The sequence below is a fragment of the Ignavibacteriales bacterium genome, from assembly GCA_020635255.1.
GTDB lineage: Bacteria > Bacteroidota > Ignavibacteria > Tepidaquicellales > Tepidaquicellaceae > JAEYVS01.
In genome coordinates this window covers 663,464-685,304 of record JACKAC010000001.1, presented here as the reverse complement: position 1 = coordinate 685,304, position 21,841 = coordinate 663,464, and the positions used below count along the sequence as shown (strand labels likewise).

General features: G+C 40.9%; 19 protein-coding genes. 11 read left to right on the top strand and 8 right to left on the bottom strand.

Annotation, left to right across the window (positions count from 1 at the left end; genetic code table 11):
* Positions 1-33: 33 nt before the first annotated feature.
* Complete coding sequence (locus H6614_03120; protein MCB9242640.1) at positions 34-2,487, top strand: T9SS type A sorting domain-containing protein; 2,454 nt, start codon at positions 34-36, stop codon at positions 2,485-2,487.
* A gap of 19 nt (positions 2,488-2,506) precedes the next feature.
* The gene (locus H6614_03115; GenBank protein MCB9242639.1) at positions 2,507-4,315 is read left to right on the top strand and encodes a M28 family peptidase; all 1,809 of its coding nucleotides are present in this window, start codon (positions 2,507-2,509) and stop codon (positions 4,313-4,315) included.
* A gap of 63 nt (positions 4,316-4,378) precedes the next feature.
* On the opposite strand, the gene nuoF is transcribed toward H6614_03115, so the two are convergent.
* The 8 genes from nuoF to H6614_03075 form a co-directional block, all read right to left on the bottom strand.
* Positions 4,379-5,770, bottom strand: coding sequence for an NADH-quinone oxidoreductase subunit NuoF (gene nuoF / locus H6614_03110; GenBank protein MCB9242638.1), 1,392 nt, complete (start codon positions 5,768-5,770; stop codon positions 4,379-4,381).
* A gap of 12 nt (positions 5,771-5,782) precedes the next feature.
* Positions 5,783-6,289 (bottom strand): NAD(P)H-dependent oxidoreductase subunit E, encoded by a 507-nt coding sequence (locus H6614_03105; GenBank protein ID MCB9242637.1) that lies wholly within the window; start codon positions 6,287-6,289, stop codon positions 5,783-5,785.
* 10 nt (positions 6,290-6,299) lie between these two features.
* A complete protein-coding gene (gene nuoD, locus H6614_03100; GenBank protein ID MCB9242636.1) occupies positions 6,300-7,577 on the bottom strand; it encodes an NADH dehydrogenase (quinone) subunit D in 1,278 nt (425 codons plus the stop codon).
* Positions 7,578-7,590: 13 nt separating this feature from the next.
* Positions 7,591-8,067 (bottom strand): NADH-quinone oxidoreductase subunit C, encoded by a 477-nt coding sequence (locus H6614_03095; protein MCB9242635.1) that lies wholly within the window; start codon positions 8,065-8,067, stop codon positions 7,591-7,593.
* A 121-nt stretch (positions 8,068-8,188) separates the two neighbouring features.
* Complete coding sequence (locus H6614_03090) at positions 8,189-9,109, bottom strand: T9SS type A sorting domain-containing protein (protein ID MCB9242634.1); 921 nt, start codon at positions 9,107-9,109, stop codon at positions 8,189-8,191.
* A gap of 176 nt (positions 9,110-9,285) precedes the next feature.
* Complete coding sequence (locus H6614_03085; GenBank protein ID MCB9242633.1) at positions 9,286-9,780, bottom strand: NADH-quinone oxidoreductase subunit B; 495 nt, start codon at positions 9,778-9,780, stop codon at positions 9,286-9,288.
* Positions 9,771-10,139 carry an NADH-quinone oxidoreductase subunit A gene (locus H6614_03080; protein MCB9242632.1) on the bottom strand — a complete coding sequence of 123 codons (369 nt, stop codon included), beginning with the start codon at positions 10,137-10,139 and terminating at the stop codon, positions 9,771-9,773. Before H6614_03080 ends, H6614_03085 begins: the two co-directional genes overlap by 10 nt.
* A gap of 56 nt (positions 10,140-10,195) precedes the next feature.
* The gene (locus H6614_03075) at positions 10,196-11,971 is read right to left on the bottom strand and encodes a long-chain fatty acid--CoA ligase (GenBank protein MCB9242631.1); all 1,776 of its coding nucleotides are present in this window, start codon (positions 11,969-11,971) and stop codon (positions 10,196-10,198) included.
* Positions 11,972-12,209: 238 nt separating this feature from the next.
* Here H6614_03075 and H6614_03070 point away from each other — a divergent pair, with 238 nt between their 5' ends.
* The 9 genes from H6614_03070 to H6614_03030 are packed head-to-tail and all read left to right on the top strand — an operon-like array spanning position 12,210 to position 21,840.
* Entirely contained in the window at positions 12,210-12,950 is a 741-nt protein-coding gene (locus tag H6614_03070; protein ID MCB9242630.1) for a hypothetical protein, read from the top strand.
* A complete protein-coding gene (locus tag H6614_03065) occupies positions 12,950-14,584 on the top strand; it encodes a hypothetical protein (protein ID MCB9242629.1) in 1,635 nt (544 codons plus the stop codon). Before H6614_03070 ends, H6614_03065 begins: the two co-directional genes overlap by 1 nt.
* A 15-nt stretch (positions 14,585-14,599) precedes the next feature.
* Positions 14,600-15,631, top strand: a complete 1,032-nt coding sequence (locus H6614_03060; GenBank protein ID MCB9242628.1) for a hypothetical protein — start codon at positions 14,600-14,602, stop codon at positions 15,629-15,631.
* A gap of 1 nt (position 15,632) precedes the next feature.
* Positions 15,633-16,544, top strand: a complete 912-nt coding sequence (locus tag H6614_03055) for a PorV/PorQ family protein (GenBank protein ID MCB9242627.1) — start codon at positions 15,633-15,635, stop codon at positions 16,542-16,544.
* A gap of 19 nt (positions 16,545-16,563) precedes the next feature.
* Positions 16,564-18,243 (top strand): glycosyltransferase family 39 protein, encoded by a 1,680-nt coding sequence (locus tag H6614_03050; protein MCB9242626.1) that lies wholly within the window; start codon positions 16,564-16,566, stop codon positions 18,241-18,243.
* 3 nt (positions 18,244-18,246) lie between these two features.
* On the top strand, positions 18,247-19,230 hold the full coding sequence (locus H6614_03045; GenBank protein MCB9242625.1) for a GNAT family N-acetyltransferase: 984 nt from the start codon (positions 18,247-18,249) through the stop codon (positions 19,228-19,230).
* Between the two features lie 17 nt (positions 19,231-19,247).
* A complete protein-coding gene (locus tag H6614_03040; GenBank protein ID MCB9242624.1) occupies positions 19,248-20,207 on the top strand; it encodes an NAD-dependent epimerase/dehydratase family protein in 960 nt (319 codons plus the stop codon).
* On the top strand, positions 20,204-21,112 hold the full coding sequence (locus H6614_03035; protein MCB9242623.1) for a methionyl-tRNA formyltransferase: 909 nt from the start codon (positions 20,204-20,206) through the stop codon (positions 21,110-21,112). Before H6614_03040 ends, H6614_03035 begins: the two co-directional genes overlap by 4 nt.
* Positions 21,109-21,840 (top strand): amidohydrolase family protein, encoded by a 732-nt coding sequence (locus H6614_03030; protein MCB9242622.1) that lies wholly within the window; start codon positions 21,109-21,111, stop codon positions 21,838-21,840. The genes H6614_03035 and H6614_03030 overlap by 4 nt, the downstream gene beginning before the upstream one ends.
* The last annotated feature ends 1 nt before the right edge of the window (position 21,841 follow it).

Genomic DNA, 21,841 nt, shown 5'->3' with positions numbered 1-21,841 from the left:
AAATTTCACCTAACCCAAAATTTAAACTAAATTATGAAAAAACTATTATCAATTCCAATATTTCTGTTAATATATATGTCTGGAATTGCACAAGACCTCAATATTCCAAATAATATCTACGACAAGGCAAGTGAGGAGGTCTCCCAAAGGAATGCTTTTAACCGGGAAAGGTGGTTTTATGAACAAAGGATGTTTCCCTATAACTATATCCCTGCAGATGCTTATAAGATTGCGTATCAACAGCGCGAACAGCTCAGACAAACATATGGGTTTTATAATGACAATACAAATACGTGGACTAGCTTAGGACCTACATCCGGAGCGTATTTTAACTATGGTAATATAGCCTCTAGAATAGTTACGATTGCAATCGATCCTACGAACCCAAATGTGATTTATATTGGAGCCTCTTACGGGGGTGTGTGGAAGTCAACCGATGCTGGCAATACCTGGACTCCCAAATCAGATAATGAAGTTTCTCTTTCCTCCGGTTCGATCGCTATTGATCCAACTAATACAAACATCATTTATTATGGCACAGGCGAGGCGACATATAGTGGCGCATCGTATTACGGAAGAGGTTTGTTAAAATCTACAAATGGTGGTGATTCCTGGACAAGTTATACAAGTGGTCTTCCTTCTTCATCATATACATCTAGAATTGTAATTAGACCGGGACACCCAAATGAGCTTCTTGCGGCAATGGGAAACTCTGGACTATATAGAAGTACAAACTCCGGACAGAATTGGTCACAAATAGTCGTTGGCAGATGTGACGATGTCGTATTCACTCCATGGGGTGATACATCATACGCTATCGGCTCTGGTACTGGATATGTAATATCTACTAACGGAGGTGCAAATTTCACCTTCAATTCAACGTCTGGTGTCGTTCCTCAAACAAGGAATCACATGGCAATCTGTAAATCTTCACCGAATGTAATGTATGTGGCGATTTATGGAGGTAGCTCTATAACAGTTTACAAATCTACAAACTCAGGGTTTAACTATTCCCAGGTTTCGGTAGGTACTAACTTTAATGGTGGACAAGCATGGTACGATTTCTATATGCACGTAAGCCCAATTGATCCCAACCTTGCTTTTGTCGGAGCTGTTGATGTATGGAGAACAACAAATGGCAATACCTTCACTAATGTTACAATGGCTTATACTAATGGTACTGTACATCCTGACCAGCATAATATGGCATTTCACCCCTCCGATGTAAATAAGATGTACTGTACAAACGACGGAGGCGTATGGTATTCGACAAACCAGGGTTCAAACTGGACTAATTTAAATTCTACACTGACACTTACACAATTCTATAGAATTGCTTCCAATCCTTCAAATAGCTCCTTCATTATGGGAGGAACGCAAGATAATGGAACGCAAAGGACTACCGGTACAATTAATTGGAGCGCAGCTTTTGGCGGTGACGGTGGCGAGGTTTGCTTTAACCAGCAAAATAATCTGCAGATACTTGGCGAAAGTCAGAATAATGGTATCCAAAGATCTATAAATGGTGGAGCTTCATGGTCAAACGGCACAGGAGGATTATCCGGATCGGCTGCATGGGTTGGTCCTATACTTTCACACCCGGACTCGGCTGGTATATTTTATACTGCCAGGCAACAGGTTTTTAAGACTACAAATTCTGCATCGAGCTGGACTGCTATCTCAAACGGTACCAGCGGTGTCATCAGGGAAATGGCAATATCGAAATCCAATCCCCTCATATTGTATGCAACATCGGGTAGTACAGTATATAGATCTACAGACGGAGGTTATAATTTCACTAATGTGACAGCCGGACTCCCGGGCAGAACCATAACAAGTGTCAGTATACACCCTGATTCGTCCAATGTTGCTATTTTAACATACTCCGGATTCGGTGCCGGGAAAATATATAAGACCACAAACGGTGGTTTGTCATGGTCAAATATAAGTGGTAATCTACCGGATTCACCAACAAATGACGGTCTGATTTACTACCCTGGTACTTCAACAAGTACATACCTCGTTGCCATGGATGTCGGAGTATTTATGACAGATAACTGGGGAGCATCGTGGATTGAATTAGCTAACGGTTTACCTAATACTGTAGCTATGCATCTGGATTATCATTCCGGGATAAATAAATTAAGACTTGGTACTCATGGGCGTGGAGTATATGAGATTGATGTATTATCCTCGTTAAATAATATTAGCACAACTATACCAAAATCATACTCCCTTGAGCAGAATTACCCAAATCCGTTCAACCCGTCAACTAATATTAGGTTTTCAGTGCCAAAAACCGGCTACGTGAAGCTAACAGTTATCGATATGCTTGGACGAGAGGTTAAACAGCTTGTTCATTCTGAGCTCACAGCTGGTACATACGAAGTTACGTACAATGTTAATAATGCATCAAGCGGAATCTATTTTTATAGGTTGGAGACTAATGACTTTACTGAAACAAAAAAAATGACTGTTGTTAAATAACAAATTGCAGGTAAAGAAAATGTTTAAAAAATTTAGTTTATTTGTAGCTTCATTTATTATTGCTACCATTTCGTTTGGATTTGGTGGTGATCCAAATACCGAGATTACCTCCGGTGAACTAAAGGAACATGTTAAGTATCTTTCTTCTGATGAACTCGCCGGCAGATTCCCCGGAACACCCGGCATGCAAAAGGCCGAGGACTATATAATCGAGCAGTTCAAATCATATGGTATAAAACCGGCTGGTGATAACGGCACTTTTATTCAGAATTTCGAGATGATCACATCTGTTGACCTGGGTACAAATAACAGCTTCTCGGCAGACATAAACGGGAAAGATGAATCCTTCACAGTTGGGCATGACTTCACACCAATGGGCTTTACACAGAATACTACCGTGAGCGGTAATCTGGTTTTCGTGGGCTATGGAATCAGCGCGGAGTCTAGCGGGTATGATGACTATAAGGACATTAACGTCGATGGCAAGATTGTTGTTATTATGAGATATACTCCCTATTCTAATGATCCCCATAACCAAACTCTACAGCAATATGCACCTTTAATCGTTAAGACCATCACCGCAAAAGAGAAAAAGGCCGCCGGAATTATCTTCGTGACAGGACCTCTCGATGATGAAGAAGATGGACTTGTTGCACTCTCTTTCTCAAACGCATATAAGGACGCAGGCATCCCGGTTATTAACATAACAAGAAACACTCTTGATAAAATACTTGCCCCTACAGGGAAAAATATTGCCGGAATCCAAAAACAAATTAATGATAGCGGTGCGCCTTCATCATTTGACATTCCCGATGTAACTGTAAACATAACTGCTGATGTTGAACCCCGAACTGTAACTACGGGTAATATCATTGGCATCCTGGAAGGAAATGATCCGACTGCAAAGGATGAAGCAATCGTAATTGGGGCTCACTATGACCACCTTGGTTACGGTGAATACGGGTCACTCTACACAGGCACAGACAAACAGATTCATCATGGTGCTGACGATAACGCGTCAGGGGATGCAGGGGTACTGGAACTTGCGCAAAAATTTACCTCGATAAAGAACACATTAAAACATGACATAGTGTTCATGCTCTTTTCCGGTGAAGAAGCAGGACTTCTTGGCTCGTCATACTTTACTAATTCCGAGAAATTTAAAGATATGAACATCATTGCCATGCTCAATATGGATATGATCGGAAGGCTTAAGGATGACAAACTAGTTATCTATGGTACAGGCTCTTCTCCAATATGGGAAACTATGATCAACAATATTAACAAAAATTATAATTTTGACATAACATATGATCCGGCAGGGTTTGGAAGATCGGACCATGCAAGCTTCTACGCGCATAATGTTCCATCTATCCACGTATTCACAGGTTCACACGAAGATTATCATAAACCAAGCGATACTTATGAAAAGCTGGATTATGACGGAGAAGCTAAAGTTCTAAACCTGATGTATGATATAGCTGCCGAGATTGATAATGAAACCACTAAGCCGGAATTTACCAAAGCTCCCGAAGACAACAAGGAAACCCAGCCAATGGGTAATGTCAGGGTACATGTCGGTACGATTCCCGACTATGCATACGACGGCAAGGGTATGAAATTATCCGGGGTACAGGAGGGAGGTCCCGCCGACCAGGGTGGTATGCAGGCAGGCGATATTATTATTAAGTTCGGTGAAAAAGATGTCGAAAACATTTATGACTTTATGTATGCTATGGGAATGTATAAGCCGGATGAAGAAGTAGACTTCATTGTATTGAGAGACGGAAAGGAAGTAACTCTAAAAGTAAAATTAGGAAGACGGTAATCTTAGAGCCATATCAAACAAAAAACCCCGCAAAAGCGGGGTTTTTTTATTTCTGATTAAAATCTATATTGTACTTCTTTTCTCTTTCACGTTTTCTCTCACCTTTCCAATCATTTCTTCGACTATCTCCTGCTCTTTATCATTTCTCAGGACTTCATATTGGGAAGAGTGCTTCAGACCATGTACTTTGTTCATTGTAGGAAGATCTTTTTCATCCGGAACTATCTTTGCAGCAAACTCATCGTAAAACTTGTTTATTGTAAATTTCACCGGCCAAGCTGCTGCCTCGCCGAGTGCGCATATTGTATTTCCTTCAATATTCTTTGCAACTGAAACCAGCAGATCCAGATCACTCTTTCTTCCCATTCCAGCTTCTATCCTTTCTAATACCCTCAGCATCCATCCGCATCCTTCTCTGCACGGTGTACATTGTCCGCATGACTCATGATAATAAAAGTGTGTTATCCTCGTCAGCACTTCAACAAGGTCAGTATCTTCATTCATTACAATAATTCCGCCTGTTCCAATAGCCGAACCTATTGCCTTCAGACTCTCATTATCCATATCGATGTCCTCACACTCTTTTGGAGTGAGCGGCGGCATCGAACTTCCGCCCGGTATCACCATCTTTATCTTTTTACCGTCGAGTACTCCCCCTGCGTAGTCGTTTATGATCGTCATCAACGGCGTCCCCGAAGGTAATTCATATACACCCGGCTTATTTACATGCCCGCTTACACCATAAAGTAACGTACCTGGATGCTTCGGAGCCCCAATTCCGGCGAACCATTCAGCCCCGTTCTTTATTATTTCCGGGACACATGATAATGTTTCGATATTATTGATAGTAGTTGGACATCCCCACAGCCCAAATTGTGCCGGGAATGGAGGTTTTATCCTTGGATAGCCTCTCTTTCCTTCCAGCGAATTCATCATAGCGGATTCTTCTCCGCATATATATGCGCCGGCACCTTTATATAGATACATATCGCATGAATATTTCGAACCCATTATATTCTTTCCAATATATCCCTTATCATAGCATTCCTTTATCGCATCATTCATTATGTTTATCCATTTCCAGTATTCGCCTCTTATGTATAGATATATGGCTTCCGCGCCTATTGCATATGCCGCAATTAATGCTCCTTCAATAAATTGGAATGGGTTCCTTTCGAAAATTTCCCTGTCTTTAAAACTACCCGGTTCGCTTTCGTCTCCGTTGCACGCAAGATACTTGGGCTTCTCATTACCCTTAGGCATGAAGCTCCACTTCAATCCGGTCGGGAAACATGCACCGCCTCTGCCTCTGAGATTTGATTTTTTAACTTCCTCTATCACATCGTCAGGAGACATTCCGGTGAGACACTTCCTCAATGCGGAAAATCCTTCGTTAGCAACGTAAACGTCAAGTTTGTTTAGATCGGGTATGTCTTTCAGAATTACTTTTACCATCTTGATTTATTTTCAGGCTGAATACTTTTTCTTTAACTCTTCCAGCAACGCATCTATCTTGTCAAGTTCAAGGTTCTCATAATATTCTTTGTTATTTACCTGCACCATTGGAGCCGATGCACAGCTCCCAAGACACTCCACTCTCTCAAGAGTATATGATCCGTCTTCTGTAGTTTCTTTATTCCTGATATTCAGTTTCTTCGAGATATGGTCATAAATCCTGTCTGCTCCCCTTAGCATACATGAAACGTTCGTACATACCTGCAAATGCACCTTTCCGACAGGTTTCTTATTATACATTGTATAAAATGTCACCACACCCAGTACATGGTCATACGGCACTTCACAAAGCTGACCGACATATTCCATCGATTCCTTTGATATCCAGCCGAACTTCTCCTGAAGCATCCAAAGCAATGGCAAGGTACCCGACATCTTACTTGGAAAGTGAGATAGTATTTTTTCGGCTTCCTTTAGCTCGTTCTCATCAAATAAATGATTTGTGATCTCTTTACTCATTTTTAATTTCTTATTTGTCAGCCTCACCCATCACTGGATCGACGCTTCCTATTATAACAACCGTATCTGCGATAAAGCAGTTTTCCATCATTGGAGGAAGTCCCTGGAGATTACTAAAACTGGGGCTTCTTATTTTTAAACGCCATGGATGTCCTGTGCTGTCGCTTATAATATAAAAGCCAAGTTCTCCTTTGGAGGCTTCAATCGCTTGATATGATTCGCCTACCGGCGGATTAATACCAAAATTTATCAGCATAAAGTCATGAATAAGCTCTTCCATTTTCGTATAAACCCTCTGCTTTTTCGGCAGTACTTTCTTTGGATTCAGCGAATTGTATGCGCCCTTTGGCATCTTACTGATACATTGTTCGATTATTCTTACAGATTGGAGCATTTCCTCTACTCTTACATAATAACGTGATAGAGAATCACTGGAATTATAAGTTGGCACATCGAAATCCACATTGTCATACATTAGATACGGCTCGTCTTTCCTTAGATCGAGGTCATATCCAGCCGCTCTAACTAGAGGACCGGTTAATCCGTATTCGAGACACTCTTCCGGTGATAAATAACCAACTCCCTCAGTTCGTACTATAAAAATCTTATTCCTTTCTACAAGATCTCTGCACTCTTGCAGATAGCCCGGAAAGTCTTTAATGAATCTCTCTATGTTACTGATGGCAAGATCGCTCACATCCTGGGCTACACCACCTATTCTAGTATATGATGTCGTAAATCTCGCACCGCAAATTAGATCATATATGTCGAGAATCTTTTCCCTCTCCCTTATACACCACAAAAATGGTGTTATCGCACCTATATCGATGAGCAAAGCACCAATCGCAAGCAGATGCGATTGTATCCTGCCTAATTCTGCAACGATCATTCTTATGTACTGTCCGCGCTCGGGAACTTCAAGATGGATCAGCTTTTCAACTGCAAGTGCATAGCCGACGTTATTAGCAATCGGCTGGAGATAATCGAGTCTGTCTGTATGTGGAATGAACTCGTGATATGTGGAAGCTTCCGCAAGCTTTTCGTATCCCCTGTGTAAATATCCAAGCTCAGGAACACATTTTATAACTGTCTCACCATCAAGCTTTAATAATAATCTTAATACACCATGTGTCGCAGGATGCTGGGGACCCATATTAAGCACCATCTCATTATCGAGCGCATCCTCGAATTGAACGCTCATATCCTCCGACTCGAGCGCTTCGAGTATCCTTGTCCTTTTTATCGTTGGATCGTTTTCTAGTAACCTTTCTCTTATATCCTGTGACATAAACTTAAACTCTTTATTTGTTTGGTAATGGTATTGACCCGGGTATTCCCATAAGCGGGAAATCCTTTCTTAGAGGATAATATTCATAATCTTCGGGCATATACATCCTTCTCAGATCAGGATGATTAATGAAGTTAATACCCATCATGTCATAAGCTTCTCTCTCGTACCAGTTTGCTGACGTCCATACTTGCGTCAAGCTTTCCATCTCTGGTTTCTTACTATCGAGCTTTATCCTTAAAAACATCCTGTCTTTGTGCTTTCCCGAACGCAAATTGTAAACCATTTCAAACCTTTCAACCTTCTTGAAACGGTCTACGCTCACAGCATCAACAAGCCAGTTCATATCACCGGCTCCTTTCAGCGTTTTGCATACATTTATTACTTCTTCTTTCTTGATTGTAATGTCTGGTGTGCCGTTTACGTCTCCAAAAACTATATCAAAATCCTTTAGTATGTCTTTTAGAGAGTTAAGTCTATCTTCTGTCATAAATCGAGTATAAAGAATAATCTATTATTCAAATTAAACATTATATTATTCATTTTAAATAACAAAAAAAGGTAATCCCGTTCTTCACAGGATTACCTTTAAAACTAGGTATTTATTGAGATTACTTCACGAGAAGCATTTTCTTGGTTTCTGTATAGTAATCTGTTGTCAATCTATAGAAGTATGTTCCACTGGATAATTTTGATGCATCCAGGTTAGCTTCATAAGATCCCGGTCCCTGATTACCGTCAAACAACCTGGCAACTTCCTGACCAAGAGTATTGTAAACTATAAGGCTTACGTTAGTGCTCTTTGCAAGATCAAATTTTATTGTTGTCGTTGGGTTGAATGGATTAGGATAATTTTGGTATAATGCAAATTTATCAGGGACATTGTTTCCGATTTGTGAAATAGAGGTCGGATCCCCAATAAAGACATCATCTATATAAACAAAGAATCCGTCTACAGCACAATCCTGGTAATATCTAAATCCTACCCAGGTTGTAAGACCATATACGAATGATGGTATATCATAAGTATACTCAGTCCAGTTTCCGTATGTTGATCCAGTAGGCCATGCAATTGTGTTAATGTACTCTGTAAAGCTTGAAGCTGTTGAGTCAATTACACTAAGCCATATCTGAAGACTATCGGAATAGTTCGTGCTTCCACCGGTTGCCCAGAAATTTATCTTCCAATTGCTTTGCGGTACAAAACTCGGGGTAACCAGGTAACAATCCGAAATTGTGGTTGCACCTGATACTGTATCAATACTTGCCCACCAGCTGATTCCAACAGACCTTAAACTGTTGTGTGACTGAGTTAAAGCTGAGGAAAGACCGGGAGCATATTGCCCAGAATCTCTTACAGTCCAGTTAACATCCGGGTCTGCTGAGATTATAAATCCTGCATTATTAATTCTGCTCCATCCTGCTGGAAGAGTTGAATCTGAGCTTTCAAAATCTTCCATGATCTGAGCTTTCAAATTAATACTGCTGAAAATTGCTAAAATGAATACAACTAGAGGTAATAGTTTTTTCATGACTCCTCCTCGATTTTTGGGTGTTAAAATAATTATATTGATCTAATAATCTGACAAGAGTATTAAATAATCATTAAATCAACACAACTTCCTAAATATTAGCTAAAAATGTATAAAAAAAAAGGGAATTGAACTTTGTTCGTATTCCCTTGTTTTTACAGTCATTACGAAAACTTCTAATTTAAATTTGGTCCAACTCCTTCAAATTTACCCTTCTGTATCTTTTCCTGTATCTTCATAAGAGCGTTTAATAAGTTATCAGGTCTCGGCGGACATCCTGCTACGTAAGCATCGACAGGAAGAAATTGGTCGATTCCCTGTACCACGGAATACGTTCTATACATACCACCGCTTGATGTACATGCACCCATAGCAATAACCCATTTGGGATCAGGCATCTGATCATATATTTTTCTCACAACCTTTGACATTTTATAAGTTACTGTCCCTGCTACTATCATTAGATCCGATTGTCTTGGGGAAAATCTGAATGCTTCACTTCCAAATCTCGCTACGTCGAATCTCGGTCCGGCAAAAGCCATCATCTCGATTGCGCAACATGATATACCCATAGGCATAGGCCATAAAGCATTTTTCTGCGACCATTTAAATAATGCGTCTACCTTTGAGGTCAGAAACCCTTCTTTGGCAATTAGATCTTCTAATCCCACTTCAAAACTCCTTTCTTATATTCATATATCAATCCGATTGTTAAAATTACTATAAATACCAATCCCACTATGAAAGAATATGTCATCTCAGGTTTCTCCATATTAATGAAGGATACTGCCCAGGGATACAAAAACACCACTTCGATATCGAACACTATGAAACTCACAGCCACCATGTAATACTTCACAGAAAACCTGTCTCTTGCCGTTCCTATTGGTTCTACACCGCTTTCATAGGTACTGAGTTTCTCTTTATTCGGACGTTTTGGTCCGAACCACGAGGAGAAATTTATGTTCACTACCGCAAATAATAGTGATATAATAATTATTACAAAAATTGGTATGTATCCGTCGAGCATAGATAATTTTAAGCTTTACAAATTAAACAAATTTAGAATTAATATTAAATGGAATTTTAAATGTCGTAATACATTTCCTCGATAAGATCTTTATATCGCTCTTCTACTACTTTGCGCTTTACTTTGAGCGTTGGCGTCATCTCACCTGTCTCAGGCGACATAGGCTGAGACAGGAATCTGAATTTTCTCACCTTCTCATGTGTACCAAGACCTGATTGCACCCTTTTTATGTCACGTTCTATTGCTTTTAAAAGCTCCTCATTGCTGATTAATTCCTCATTCGAACCTGTGATACCTTTGCCTTTTGCATATACCCTTAACTCCTCATAGTTGGGAACAAGCAGTGCTGTCACATACATTCTCCCATTGCCCAGCACCACCATCTGATCAAGATAACTCAATCCTCTAAGTACTTCCTCCACTTGTGCCGGCGCTACATACTTACCACCGGAAGTTTTAAAGAGTGATTTCTTTCTATCCGTGATCTTCATATAACCCTCATCATCTATCTCACCAATATCCCCCGTGTGAAGCCACCCGTTCGTTATCGTTTTCTCCGTCTCTTCCGGCATTTTATAATATCCTTTCATCACCAGATCTCCCTTCACCAGTATCTCTCCGTCCTCTGCAAAATCCACCATCACACCGTCCAGCGCCTTCCCTATTGTACCATATTTGTTCTTATCCGGTCTATTTACTGAAATTACAGGAGAAGATTCCGTCATGCCATACCCTTCCAGTGTTGACACACCTACACCCTCGAAAAACTCCCCGATCTTCTTGTTCAGAGCTCCACCGCCGGAAACGAAGAACCGTATCCTGCCGCCTGTCCTCTCCTTTACCTTCTCGAATACCAGCTTATTCGCAATTTTCCATTTTAGCGAGCTTTTCCTATCCCAATTCTCTTCTGCCACTTTCACACCCCACTCGAATATCTTCTTCTTTATTGGTTTCAGATCATCACCCCGTCTCAAAACTTTATTGTACATCTTATCTAGCAGTCGGGGAACCATGATCACTATCGTCGGCTTCACCTCCGGCATCTGTACCGCGATCGTATCTATATTCTGCGCGTAATATATCTTCGCTCCCGTAAATATCGCTAAATAATACCCTGCTGTCCTTTCATACACATGACAGTATGGCAAAAAAGAAAGGAATGCGTCGTTCCTATCTATCTGTAATATCTTCTGGCATGACTGCACATTAGAATAAATATTCTTATGCGTCAGCATGACACCCTTTGGCGTCCCTGTCGTACCGGATGTATATATTATTGTCAGCAGGTCATCTTCATTCACTTTCTCAGCAAGTTTCATCAGCTCCTCCATACACTTCTTCGGTTTATCTTCCTGACCAGTCATCATTTCCGAAAAAAATATTACTCCCTCCACCCTATTCATCTCATCGAAGTCATCATAACTTACCACCGTCTTCAACTCAGGCAGTTTATCTTTTATCGCCAGCACTTTATCCATTATATAAGACGAAGCAAGGAAGCACGCCTTCGCGTCTGAGTCCTGTAAAATGTATTTTATCTGCTCCGGACTTAATGAATTATATATTGGAACAGTTACAATACCCAGGAACATGCACGCAAAATCCGTCATCACCCACTCCGTCCTGTTCGCCGCAATGATAGCCACCTTGTCGCCCCTCTTCAAACCCATCTTTTCCAGCTCATCAATCAGCTTCCGGATAGCACAAACTAGCTCTCCTCGCGAAAGCCCCAGGTACTTATTCTTTACTTTCGTAAAGATAAACTCCTCGCCGTAGTCTAGACCGGAGAAAACCTCTGTAAAATAGCTTGTTAATGTCTTTTTTTGGTTCATTACAATAATTTGTACGATTTTAACAAAAATAACCGCCAAGATTAAGCGAAAAAGTCATATATATACTACAAAAATACATCCTTGACACTTCAGACCTATTATTCTATCTTGAGTAACATTTATTAATCATAAACTTACACCTTATACACTTCACATCTACTATTTAGAAACGTATTCCTGAACTAAAGACAGTACCCTGAAAACGCTAAATAATTCACTTTCTGTATTAATTGCTCTGTTGCTTGCGGTCTTTCTATTTTCTTGCGAGAAAGATTCCACTGACGTCATAGACCCGCAATATACTGCGCCGGTAATTGTCAGCACATCGCTTTCCGTTGATACAGTAAGAACTACTTCGGCATCTCCGCAGATAAATTTCGACGTGGACGCTGTAGTTACATCCACTAACCCGATCAATACCGTTACCGCAACATTATATAATTCGCTTAACGAATTCGTTGGCGAATACCAACTTCAAAATGTAGGTGGAAATAATTACTCCGGAAATATCAATGTTACCGGGATATCATGTCTCTTAGTTGGCATTTATAAACTACAGTTAGTCGCAGATGATCAGCTTGGTCTTTTCAGCAATTTGATAATTATATCCGTTCCCGTTGTTAATACTGCTAATCAGCCGATAATATTGTCTAACCCGATGTTGCCGGATAGCGTCGTAAGACCAACAACCGGGTTTTTCGACTTGACGATCTCGATTGACGCAACAGACCTCAACGGCAAATGTGACATAGTCGATATTTTCTTTTACGGATACCGACCAACCGGCTTCCCTCTTAATAATGGACAACCGTTTATAATGACGAACCCTGCCGGTAACAGGTATGAATATACGGCACCGGTTACTCCTGCGGCAGAAGATTCACTCTACGGATACTATAAATATGTCTTCCAGGGAAGAGACAGGTCCGGTGTTTTAAGCGCGCAGTATCTCGACAGCATTAAATTCGTGAGACCTTGATGAAAAAACTTATTCTAATAATATTGACCGTATTTTTCTTGACTCCCGTTTCAAAGGCGCAGGTAGCTTTTATACCTGAATCGTTCGGAGTTAAGAATTACAACAGCTATTACATTTATCACACTAATAAAAAAGACAACGGTCCCCGTATCCTTGTTACCCCTGTAAATCAGCCATACCCCGCCAGTAACTTCATCACCGATATTATTCTCAATGGTGACACGGTCTGGTTCGGCACCGGCAGCGGAATAATGAGGACCACCGATAATTTCAAGACTTTCGATAGTTATTTCGGACTCGACCCCTTTGGTGAAGATGACATCTCCGGTTTCAATACCTTCGAAAAAATGGTTGTCGCCGGTACTGCTATAACACAGATAATTAATGACGACCCTATCCCGACCGGAACAGGCATTAAAGTTTCTTCGGACTACGGGCTTAACTGGTCTTCTTTCCCCCAACCAATTGACGGAATAAACGATACGACTGTTCAATACGGAAGCAATACACTGGACGCGCTTCCGGTTGTTGTGCCCGAGCAAAATCTCTCTTACGACCTTTCCATTACACACACGGAAAACGATACTCTGAATTACACGATATGGATTACGTCATTCGCAGGCGGACTCAGAAAATCAACCGATTACGGAAATACATGGCAGCGCGTTGTTCTGCCACCGGACGACCTCGACAGCATTTACATAACCGGTACGGGATATACTTTTAAACTCGACCCACTGCAAAATCTTAATCACCGCGTTTTTACAATTGATGCTTTGAATGACTCTACTCTGTTCGTTGGTACGGCTGACGGTATCAACCGCTCCACCGACTGGGGTAAAAGCTGGAGAAAATATAATTATCAGAACACAACCCACTCTCCGACATCGGACGGTGTGGGAGGTAACTTTGTAGTTAATATGCATGTCCAGCGCTATGCAGGAAATAACATCCTATGGGCAGCATGCCGTCCCGCGGATGATAATGCAGAATCCAGTTCGCTCACTTATTCTTCTGACGGCGGATTCACATGGTTCAATACGCTTCCCGACATACCTCCAAACGGTATCGGGTCAAAAGATTCCATAGTATATGGATTGACAAACGAAGGACTATGGCGTGCTAATTTCAATGAATTCATTTGGGCTAAAGCAGGTACGATAGTTGATCTGACGACAAATGACCTTATCACGACACAGCTTTTCTATGCCGCAAATCATGTCTCCGATACTCTTTATATAGGTTCGGCAGACGGTTTGCTGAGAACTATCGAATTCGGTCAGCCATGGGTTGGACAATGGAAGGTATTCAGGTCGATAACACCAATTAATCTAAGTTCTGACATCAAAACTTACGCCGCCCCGAATCCGTTTGCACCTGATGACGAGGTCGTACGTATATTCTATAAGACGGGCAAAGCAAGCTCAAAGATCACAATTAAGATCTTCGACTTTGGTATGCAGCAGGTTCGTACCGTAATCCAAAACGCAACCCGCAATACCCCCGATGAGATATTCACTCAATGGGACGGAAAAAATGATAATGGAGTACAGGTTGCTAATGGAGTTTATTTCTACAGGATCCAGGTGGATAATGAAGATGAGTACTGGGGTAAAATTCTCGTGTTACAATAATTGAATATAATTTAGATGAGAAAGATACTTATAATAATATTATTGAGTTTGATTTCATACACAGGGGCTTATTCCCAGGCGGGAAGCTATGCGGGATCGTTTGCCCGGCTCGGTTTCGGAGCGCGCGGTCTTTCTATGGGAAATGCAATGGTCGCCAATATCTTCAGTGACGTTTCCGGCTACTATAACCCTGCACTATCGACATTCCAGGAAGAAGGTTATGCGAGCGTTGGTTATACATTTCTCAGTCTCGACCGCCAGCTAAATTTCGTCGGTTTTTCAAAAAAGATCGAATTCCCTAACCAGCAGATAAGAGGCGCGGGAATATCCTTTTCATGGCTTAACGCCGGTGTAACTGACATTGACGGACGTGACAATGATACAAGACAGATAGGAACGTTTTCCACATTTGATAACCAGTTCTACCTTGGCACAGGCTTTATTGTAAGCGACAATATTTCCGTTGGAGTTGGCTTTAAATATTATTATTCCAAACTCTTCGACAACGTGACAAGCACATCCGTAGCATTCGACCTTGGGGCAATTGTAAAACCACGGCCTGATCTTGCTATCGGTCTGGCTGTTCGTGACCTTAACGCAAAGAACGAGTGGAATACACAGGACCTTTACGGTTCTTTATTTGGAAATACTACAACAGACAAATTCCCAACGCTCATTAATCTGGGAGCAAGTTATTTACTTCCAAAGAATCTGGGTGTTGTTTCCATTGAAGCTGAGTATCAAAAAAATCCTGGTCCAACAGGAACAACAGAGTTTACATCCACGGATGGTATTGTTGACAATGTTATTTCATTTAAACTCGGAGGTGAAGCGTTTGTAACTAACCAGATAAGGTTTAGAGCAGGCGTTGAAAGGATAGATTTCGCAAATGACGATATATTGGGAAATATGAAACCGTCTTTTGGTGTAGGATTTTATAAAAATTTTGGCAAAACTACGATGCTGGGACTGGATTATTCATTCCAGCTTGAGCCCTATACACATGACCCAATTCAAAATATAAGTGTAGGATTTAAATTTAAGTGATATGACAAATAAGATTTCGACAATAATAATACTAACAGCCTGCTTTTTTGCTACTAATCTTTTCGCGCAGAATGACGGCGCGGGTAATACCGGGATGGCATTCCTTAAGCTCGGTGTCGGTGCGGAATCAATGGCAATGGGCGAGGCTTATTCCTCCCTGTCTGAAGACGCAACTGCATATGTGTATAATCCTGCGAGACTCAGCTTTGGCTCACCAAAGAACGTCTCCCTCATGCATAATTCATCCATTCAGGATCTGAATAACGATTTTATTGCGGCAAAGTTTAATCTAGGCGGCAGACTCACTATGGGACTTGGAGTTGTTAGGTCCAGCGTCGATAATATTGAGATACGCACTACTCCCGGTGACCCTATCGGCACATTCAGTGCGGAAAATCTTTCCATTGGAATTTCCATGGGATATAAACTTTCGGAAACATTCTCCATTGGACTTACAACCAAGTGGCTTTATGAAAAGATATATATCGATGATGCAACCGGTGTTGGATTTGATATTGGAGCAAGCTATCAAAAAAATAACTTTAGCCTCTCCGGTACGATTGCTAATCTCGGCTCGCTTGATGACCTGAGAAATGTACCGACCAACCTCCCTACTCTTGTTCGCTTAGGCGGTGGATATAGATTCTCTAAGAAAGATTTCGATTTCCGTATAGGAGTAGAAGGATTCAAGGTTATGGACGGGGGCTCTCTCCATCTTCATGCCGGAGGTGAGGTAGGATATAAGGATTTCTTATTTGTCCGCGCTGGTTATCAGTCCGGTTACGAAAATAAAAACTTCACTACAGGAGTGGGATTCAAATATAAAGGTATTAAACTCGATTACGCGTTCATTCCTTACTCCAGCGAATTTGGTACAAGTAATGCTTTCTCACTCGGCATCAATTTCAATTGATTTGAGTATGTAAAAGCTAATGGCTAATTCATTCGATCAATTTTTAGATTACATAAACAACGGGAAAAATTTCTTAAAGCTGTATCTTTTTCTCGTTATTTTTTTATGTATCGTCAAATTACCCACCCTTTTAACGGCAGACATACAGCCCTGGGATGAAGGCATGTACGCAACCCGCGTGATGTCTATTTACGATAATGCCGATGTCTGGGACCAGAGCATGCATTCCGTTGGTAAATTCTATTCCGGCTCACATCCGCCACTTCTCATCTGGATAGGTTACGCTTTCACTTTAATATTTGGCGCGAGTGCTCCTGTTTTCAAGATAATTCCATTCCTGTTCGGACTTGGAAGTATTTACTTTATCATGAAGATCGGGCAGGAAATGTACGATCTTAAAACAGGATTCCTTTCAGCGCTTATTCTTTCGGGAAATTTGATATTCAATGTATTCGCCAAACGCTTCCAATTCGATATACCATACACCTTCTTTATACTACTGGCGTTTTACTATATCGTTCTATATATAAAAAATCCGCAGAGTAAATATATCATTTATGTTGGTATCACGTTTGGGTTATGCCTTATGGTTAAGATACTCGTCGGATTCTACATTCCAATTATCTTGTTTCTCTTCTGGATACTGCAAAGAAAAAAGACTTCTCTGACGTTTAATAACATTTTTGTACTCACATTGATCGGTGTTTTGATCGCGCTTCCGTGGCACCTGTATATGATTGTTACATATGGACAGGAGTTTCTTCATTATTTTCTCGGCTTTCATATTTTCGATAGAGCATTCGTAGGTGTTGAGCAAAACGAAAAAGGCTCCGGAGTTCTGTACCATATAAATTACTTCCTGAGCATTATACCTTTTGGTATTATAGCGTTTTTCAGCCTATTGAAAGACGCGCGTAACTACAAAAATCTCGATTGGAGAAAAGTTTTCTTGTGGGTGTGGTTCCTTGTTGGTCTTATTATTATTTCATCATTTAGAACCAAGTTGGAGGTATATGTCCTACTTATTCTTGCGCCTGCATGTTTGATTATACCCCGGTATCTTTTTGATATGAAGCCCGGTTTCACTCGGGAAAAATCCACTTTGCTCTTTGCAATATTATTCAACATCTTATGGTTCGCATCATACTATTACCGTCCCGATATCAAAGAATACATTGCAGAATCTAATAAAATAATTGTACTGCTAATGCTGGTTGTAAGTATTATTTTATTATCTGCTATTGCGTTCTTCTTGGCAAAGAAAACTAATATAAGCAATTTGCTTACAGGAATGATCGTTGCGGTATTTCTTGGAGTTAATATCTTTTTCCTTGTGAAACCACTGGATTGGGATTACGAATTCCGGCTTACTCCTGTCAAAGAGGAGATCGATGCATCCGGTAAGGAAAAAATATTTTATGTAGGCAGTTTTTTCCGGTATAATCCCCAATTTAGCTTTTATTTCGATGGACTCGACATTGGCTGGCATAATGACAAATACTCTTACTATTTTGCCGATACGAAAGACGGATTTGATAACGTTAAGAACATTCTCGATACCCTAACAAAGGGTGAATATAATATCATAGTGGAAAAGGACAATATTAATAGGACCGAGTATCCCGATTCAAAAAAATTCATACCGGAAAACTTTAAACTCGTTAAAAGAACCGGCGGCTACGAGCTTTATCAAAATTGACATATGTTCGAATGCACTAAAGTAAATATTAACGAAGATCCCGATTGGACGCGTTTCCTTAAAACGAACTATAATCTTTTCTTCGACCCTAAGTTCCTCGTCTACAATGACCTTTTCAGCAAAAGGATCAAATGGCATCATCTTAAATTCCGCGAGGAAAAGACTAAGAAAATTGCCGCACTGCTTACGGGATGCGAAAGAACAGACGTGAATGGTAAAACATTCATCTCATGCAACGGTGCCAGCTTCGGCGGTTTCACGTGGAGCGATAAGCTCGACCTAATCGATTATAATGAGATTATTAGAACGTTTCGAAAATATATTAAAGCGCAGGGGTTTAACCGCATTATCCTGCGGAACCAGCCGTTCATTTACCAAAAAAATCCCGACGAAGAATATGAATACGCTCTGCTCCATGAAGGATTTTCTATTACTAAAAATTCGATAACGAACATTGTCGATTTAACGAATTTTGAATTTGAAAAGCTCTCTAACCCCAAAAAGCGCTCGATAAAAAAATCCGATACAAATATTGAAGTCAAAATACTGGACAAAGAACTCGATGAAGAGAATTTCAAAGAATATTATTCCGTACTTCTTGAAAACCGTCAGCTAAAAAATGTTACTCCGACACACTCCATCAAAGAGTTGATATACTTAAAAAATAATCTCCCCGATAAGATATTCCTTTTTTATGCGGAGATCGAGGGGGTCATCGCCGGTATATGCATCCTCTTTAAGGTAAAGGAGGATGTGATATTGAACTTCTACATGGCGACGCACGAAGAGTACAAACGAGCGCGGGTTTCAGACCTTATACTGTTTAAATCCATCGAGTGGGCGAAAAAGAACGGTTACAGAGTGTACGACGTAGGCACGTCAAATATCGGCTATAAATTCCTCGAAGGACTTTTCTCATTCAAAAAGAAATTTATGGCAAGCGGGTTCTTACGCAAAACTTACGAACTTTACATTAGTGGTAAATAAAATAACAATACGTGAACATTAAAAACAAAAGAGTATTACTTACTGGGGGTGCCGGATTCATCGGCAGTACCCTCGCGTCCAAACTTCACAAGGATAACGAGATCCTTATTTACGATAATTTCCATCGCGACTCGCTTTCTGATAAAGGACTCTCTTCCCGGCATATCAAGATCGTAAAGGGCGACGTACTGGATCTTTCTCTACTTACAAAAACCGCGCAGGATTTTAAGCCCCAGGTTGTAGTTCATCTTGCCGCGATCGCGGGCATTGATACGGTAATCCTAAACCCGATCAATACAATGGAAGTAAATATGATCGGGACTCTTAATCTGCTTAAGTCTTTAAAGAAATATTCATCTAAACTCGAACGAGTCCTGGACTTCTCCACAAGTGAAGTGCTCGGCGCTTACGCTTATAAATCCACCGAGAAATCCAGCACTAACTTTGCTCCCGTAGGTGAAGCCCGCTGGACGTATTCCATCAGCAAGGTTGCCGGCGAGCACCTCGTCCACAGCTATTATAAAGTGAAAGGCTACCCTTGCGTTACCATACGTCCGTTCAACATTTACGGACCGGGACAGGTAGGTGAAGGTGCTATACAGATATTTATCAAAAACGCTGTCAAAAACAAAACCATACAAATCCATGGAGCCGGCGACCAGATTCGATCATGGTGTTACATAGACGATATGCTTCAGGGTATAGAGCTCTGCCTGACTAAAAAGAAAGCTGTCGGTGAAATATTTAATATCGGTAATCCAAAGGGAACCGTAACGATCTCCTCTCTCGCTGAGAAAATAATTACCCTCTGCCCGACTAAGTCAAAGATCAAATACGTTCCGAAAAATTATGTGGATGTCGAGCTTCGTATCCCGAGCATTGAAAAGGCCACCGAATTGCTCGGCTATGTGCCAAAAGTTGATCTAAACGAGGGTATAAAACGCACGTTTGCATGGTACAAAAAAAATCTGAAATGAAGTTTTTTTTTCTCGCGCACGGCATAATAAGCTATAATTGCCTGAGAGACCTCATAGCGAAAGGGTATAAACCTCATTGCGTAGTTACTCATACGGATCTTGATTACGACAGACTTAAAGATTCATTTTACGAACCTATTACAAAACTTTGTGTGTCCAATTCAATACCGATTTTCCATGTAAATAAGATCTCTGAAATTCACACGGAGCTTGCAAAATGCGACGTCGGTATGTGTCTCGGATTCATGGAAATAATAAAAAAAGATACACTGGATATCCCAAAGCACGGCATTTTTAATATACACGGAGGGAAACTCCCGAAATACCGCGGACGCGCTCCAATATCCCGCTCCATTATCAATGGAGAAAAATTTTTCACACTTACACTGCATAAAATGGATGTAGGAGTTGATTCCGGTGATGTCTGCCTCGAGACAGTGATCCCCATAACCGATAAAGATGACATTAATACTCTCTCAAAAAGATGTGCAGAAGAAACAGCTCCTCTCATTGAGCGTTTCTTTGAGACTTTCAAACGGGAAACCCTGGATTGCAGGAAGCAGGACCTTTCTCAAAATCCAAAAGCATATAGAAAAATATCCGACGAGGAGCGTAAGATCGATTGGAATAGAAGCGCGAGAGATATATTTAACCTAATTCGCGCTCTTATACCGCCCTTCCCCGGTGCTTTTTTCGAATCCGGTGCAAAAAAGTTCATCGCTCTTAATTCCGAGATACTGTTGGATAATGAAGTAGGTAAACCCGGCGAAATAAACTTTATAACGGAAGATTCTGTCACTGTAAAGTGTGGTAATGGTTCGATCAACATCACTTCACTTGCCGATGAATCCTTGAATCCCGTTTCTATTATTGATAATTTTCACAAAGGAGACATCCTGGAATGATAATCGATTCCCACATACATATTGGCAAATGGAGCGATATTTTCTTTAATTATGAATCCACTATCCCTGAAGCGATACAGGTAATGAAATCTTCCGGCGTGGATGCTGCGCTCGCTATGCCTACCGACGCCACACCGAATGCCGAATTGTTTGCGCAGATAGACGATCATCCCGATTTTAAATTCTTTTACATGGCATGGATAAATCCGGAAGACCCGGGTCTCGATAGTTTCCTGGAGCAGAACATCGACAGCATTTCAGCATTTAAGATACATCCATCTATACAGAGAAAACGAATGAGCGATGCATCTTATGATAAATATTTACAGATCGCATCCGAGAAGAAAAAACCCGTCATAGTTCATTGCGGACGCTGGCAGGAGATAGCAAGCTACAAGTTTCCTCTCGAATGCGCCAAAAAATATCCCGACCTTATGGTTGTTCTCGCTCATCTTGGAGGTGACCAGCCTGGGCTTTTCCTGCAATGCGCTGAAGACGTGAAAAATGGCAATTACCCACACGTTTACCTCGGCACCGAATCTGTCCGGGAATTTCATTTCGTCAATAAAGTTGTGCATAAAGTTGGCGCGGAAAAAGTTATCTTCGGCTCCGATTATAATCTCGGTCTCCCGCTGACATATATCCCCATCGTAGAGTCACTCGATATACCCGCATCCGATAAAGAACTTATATTCAGCGGAAATATTTTACGTTTACTAAACGCTTAGC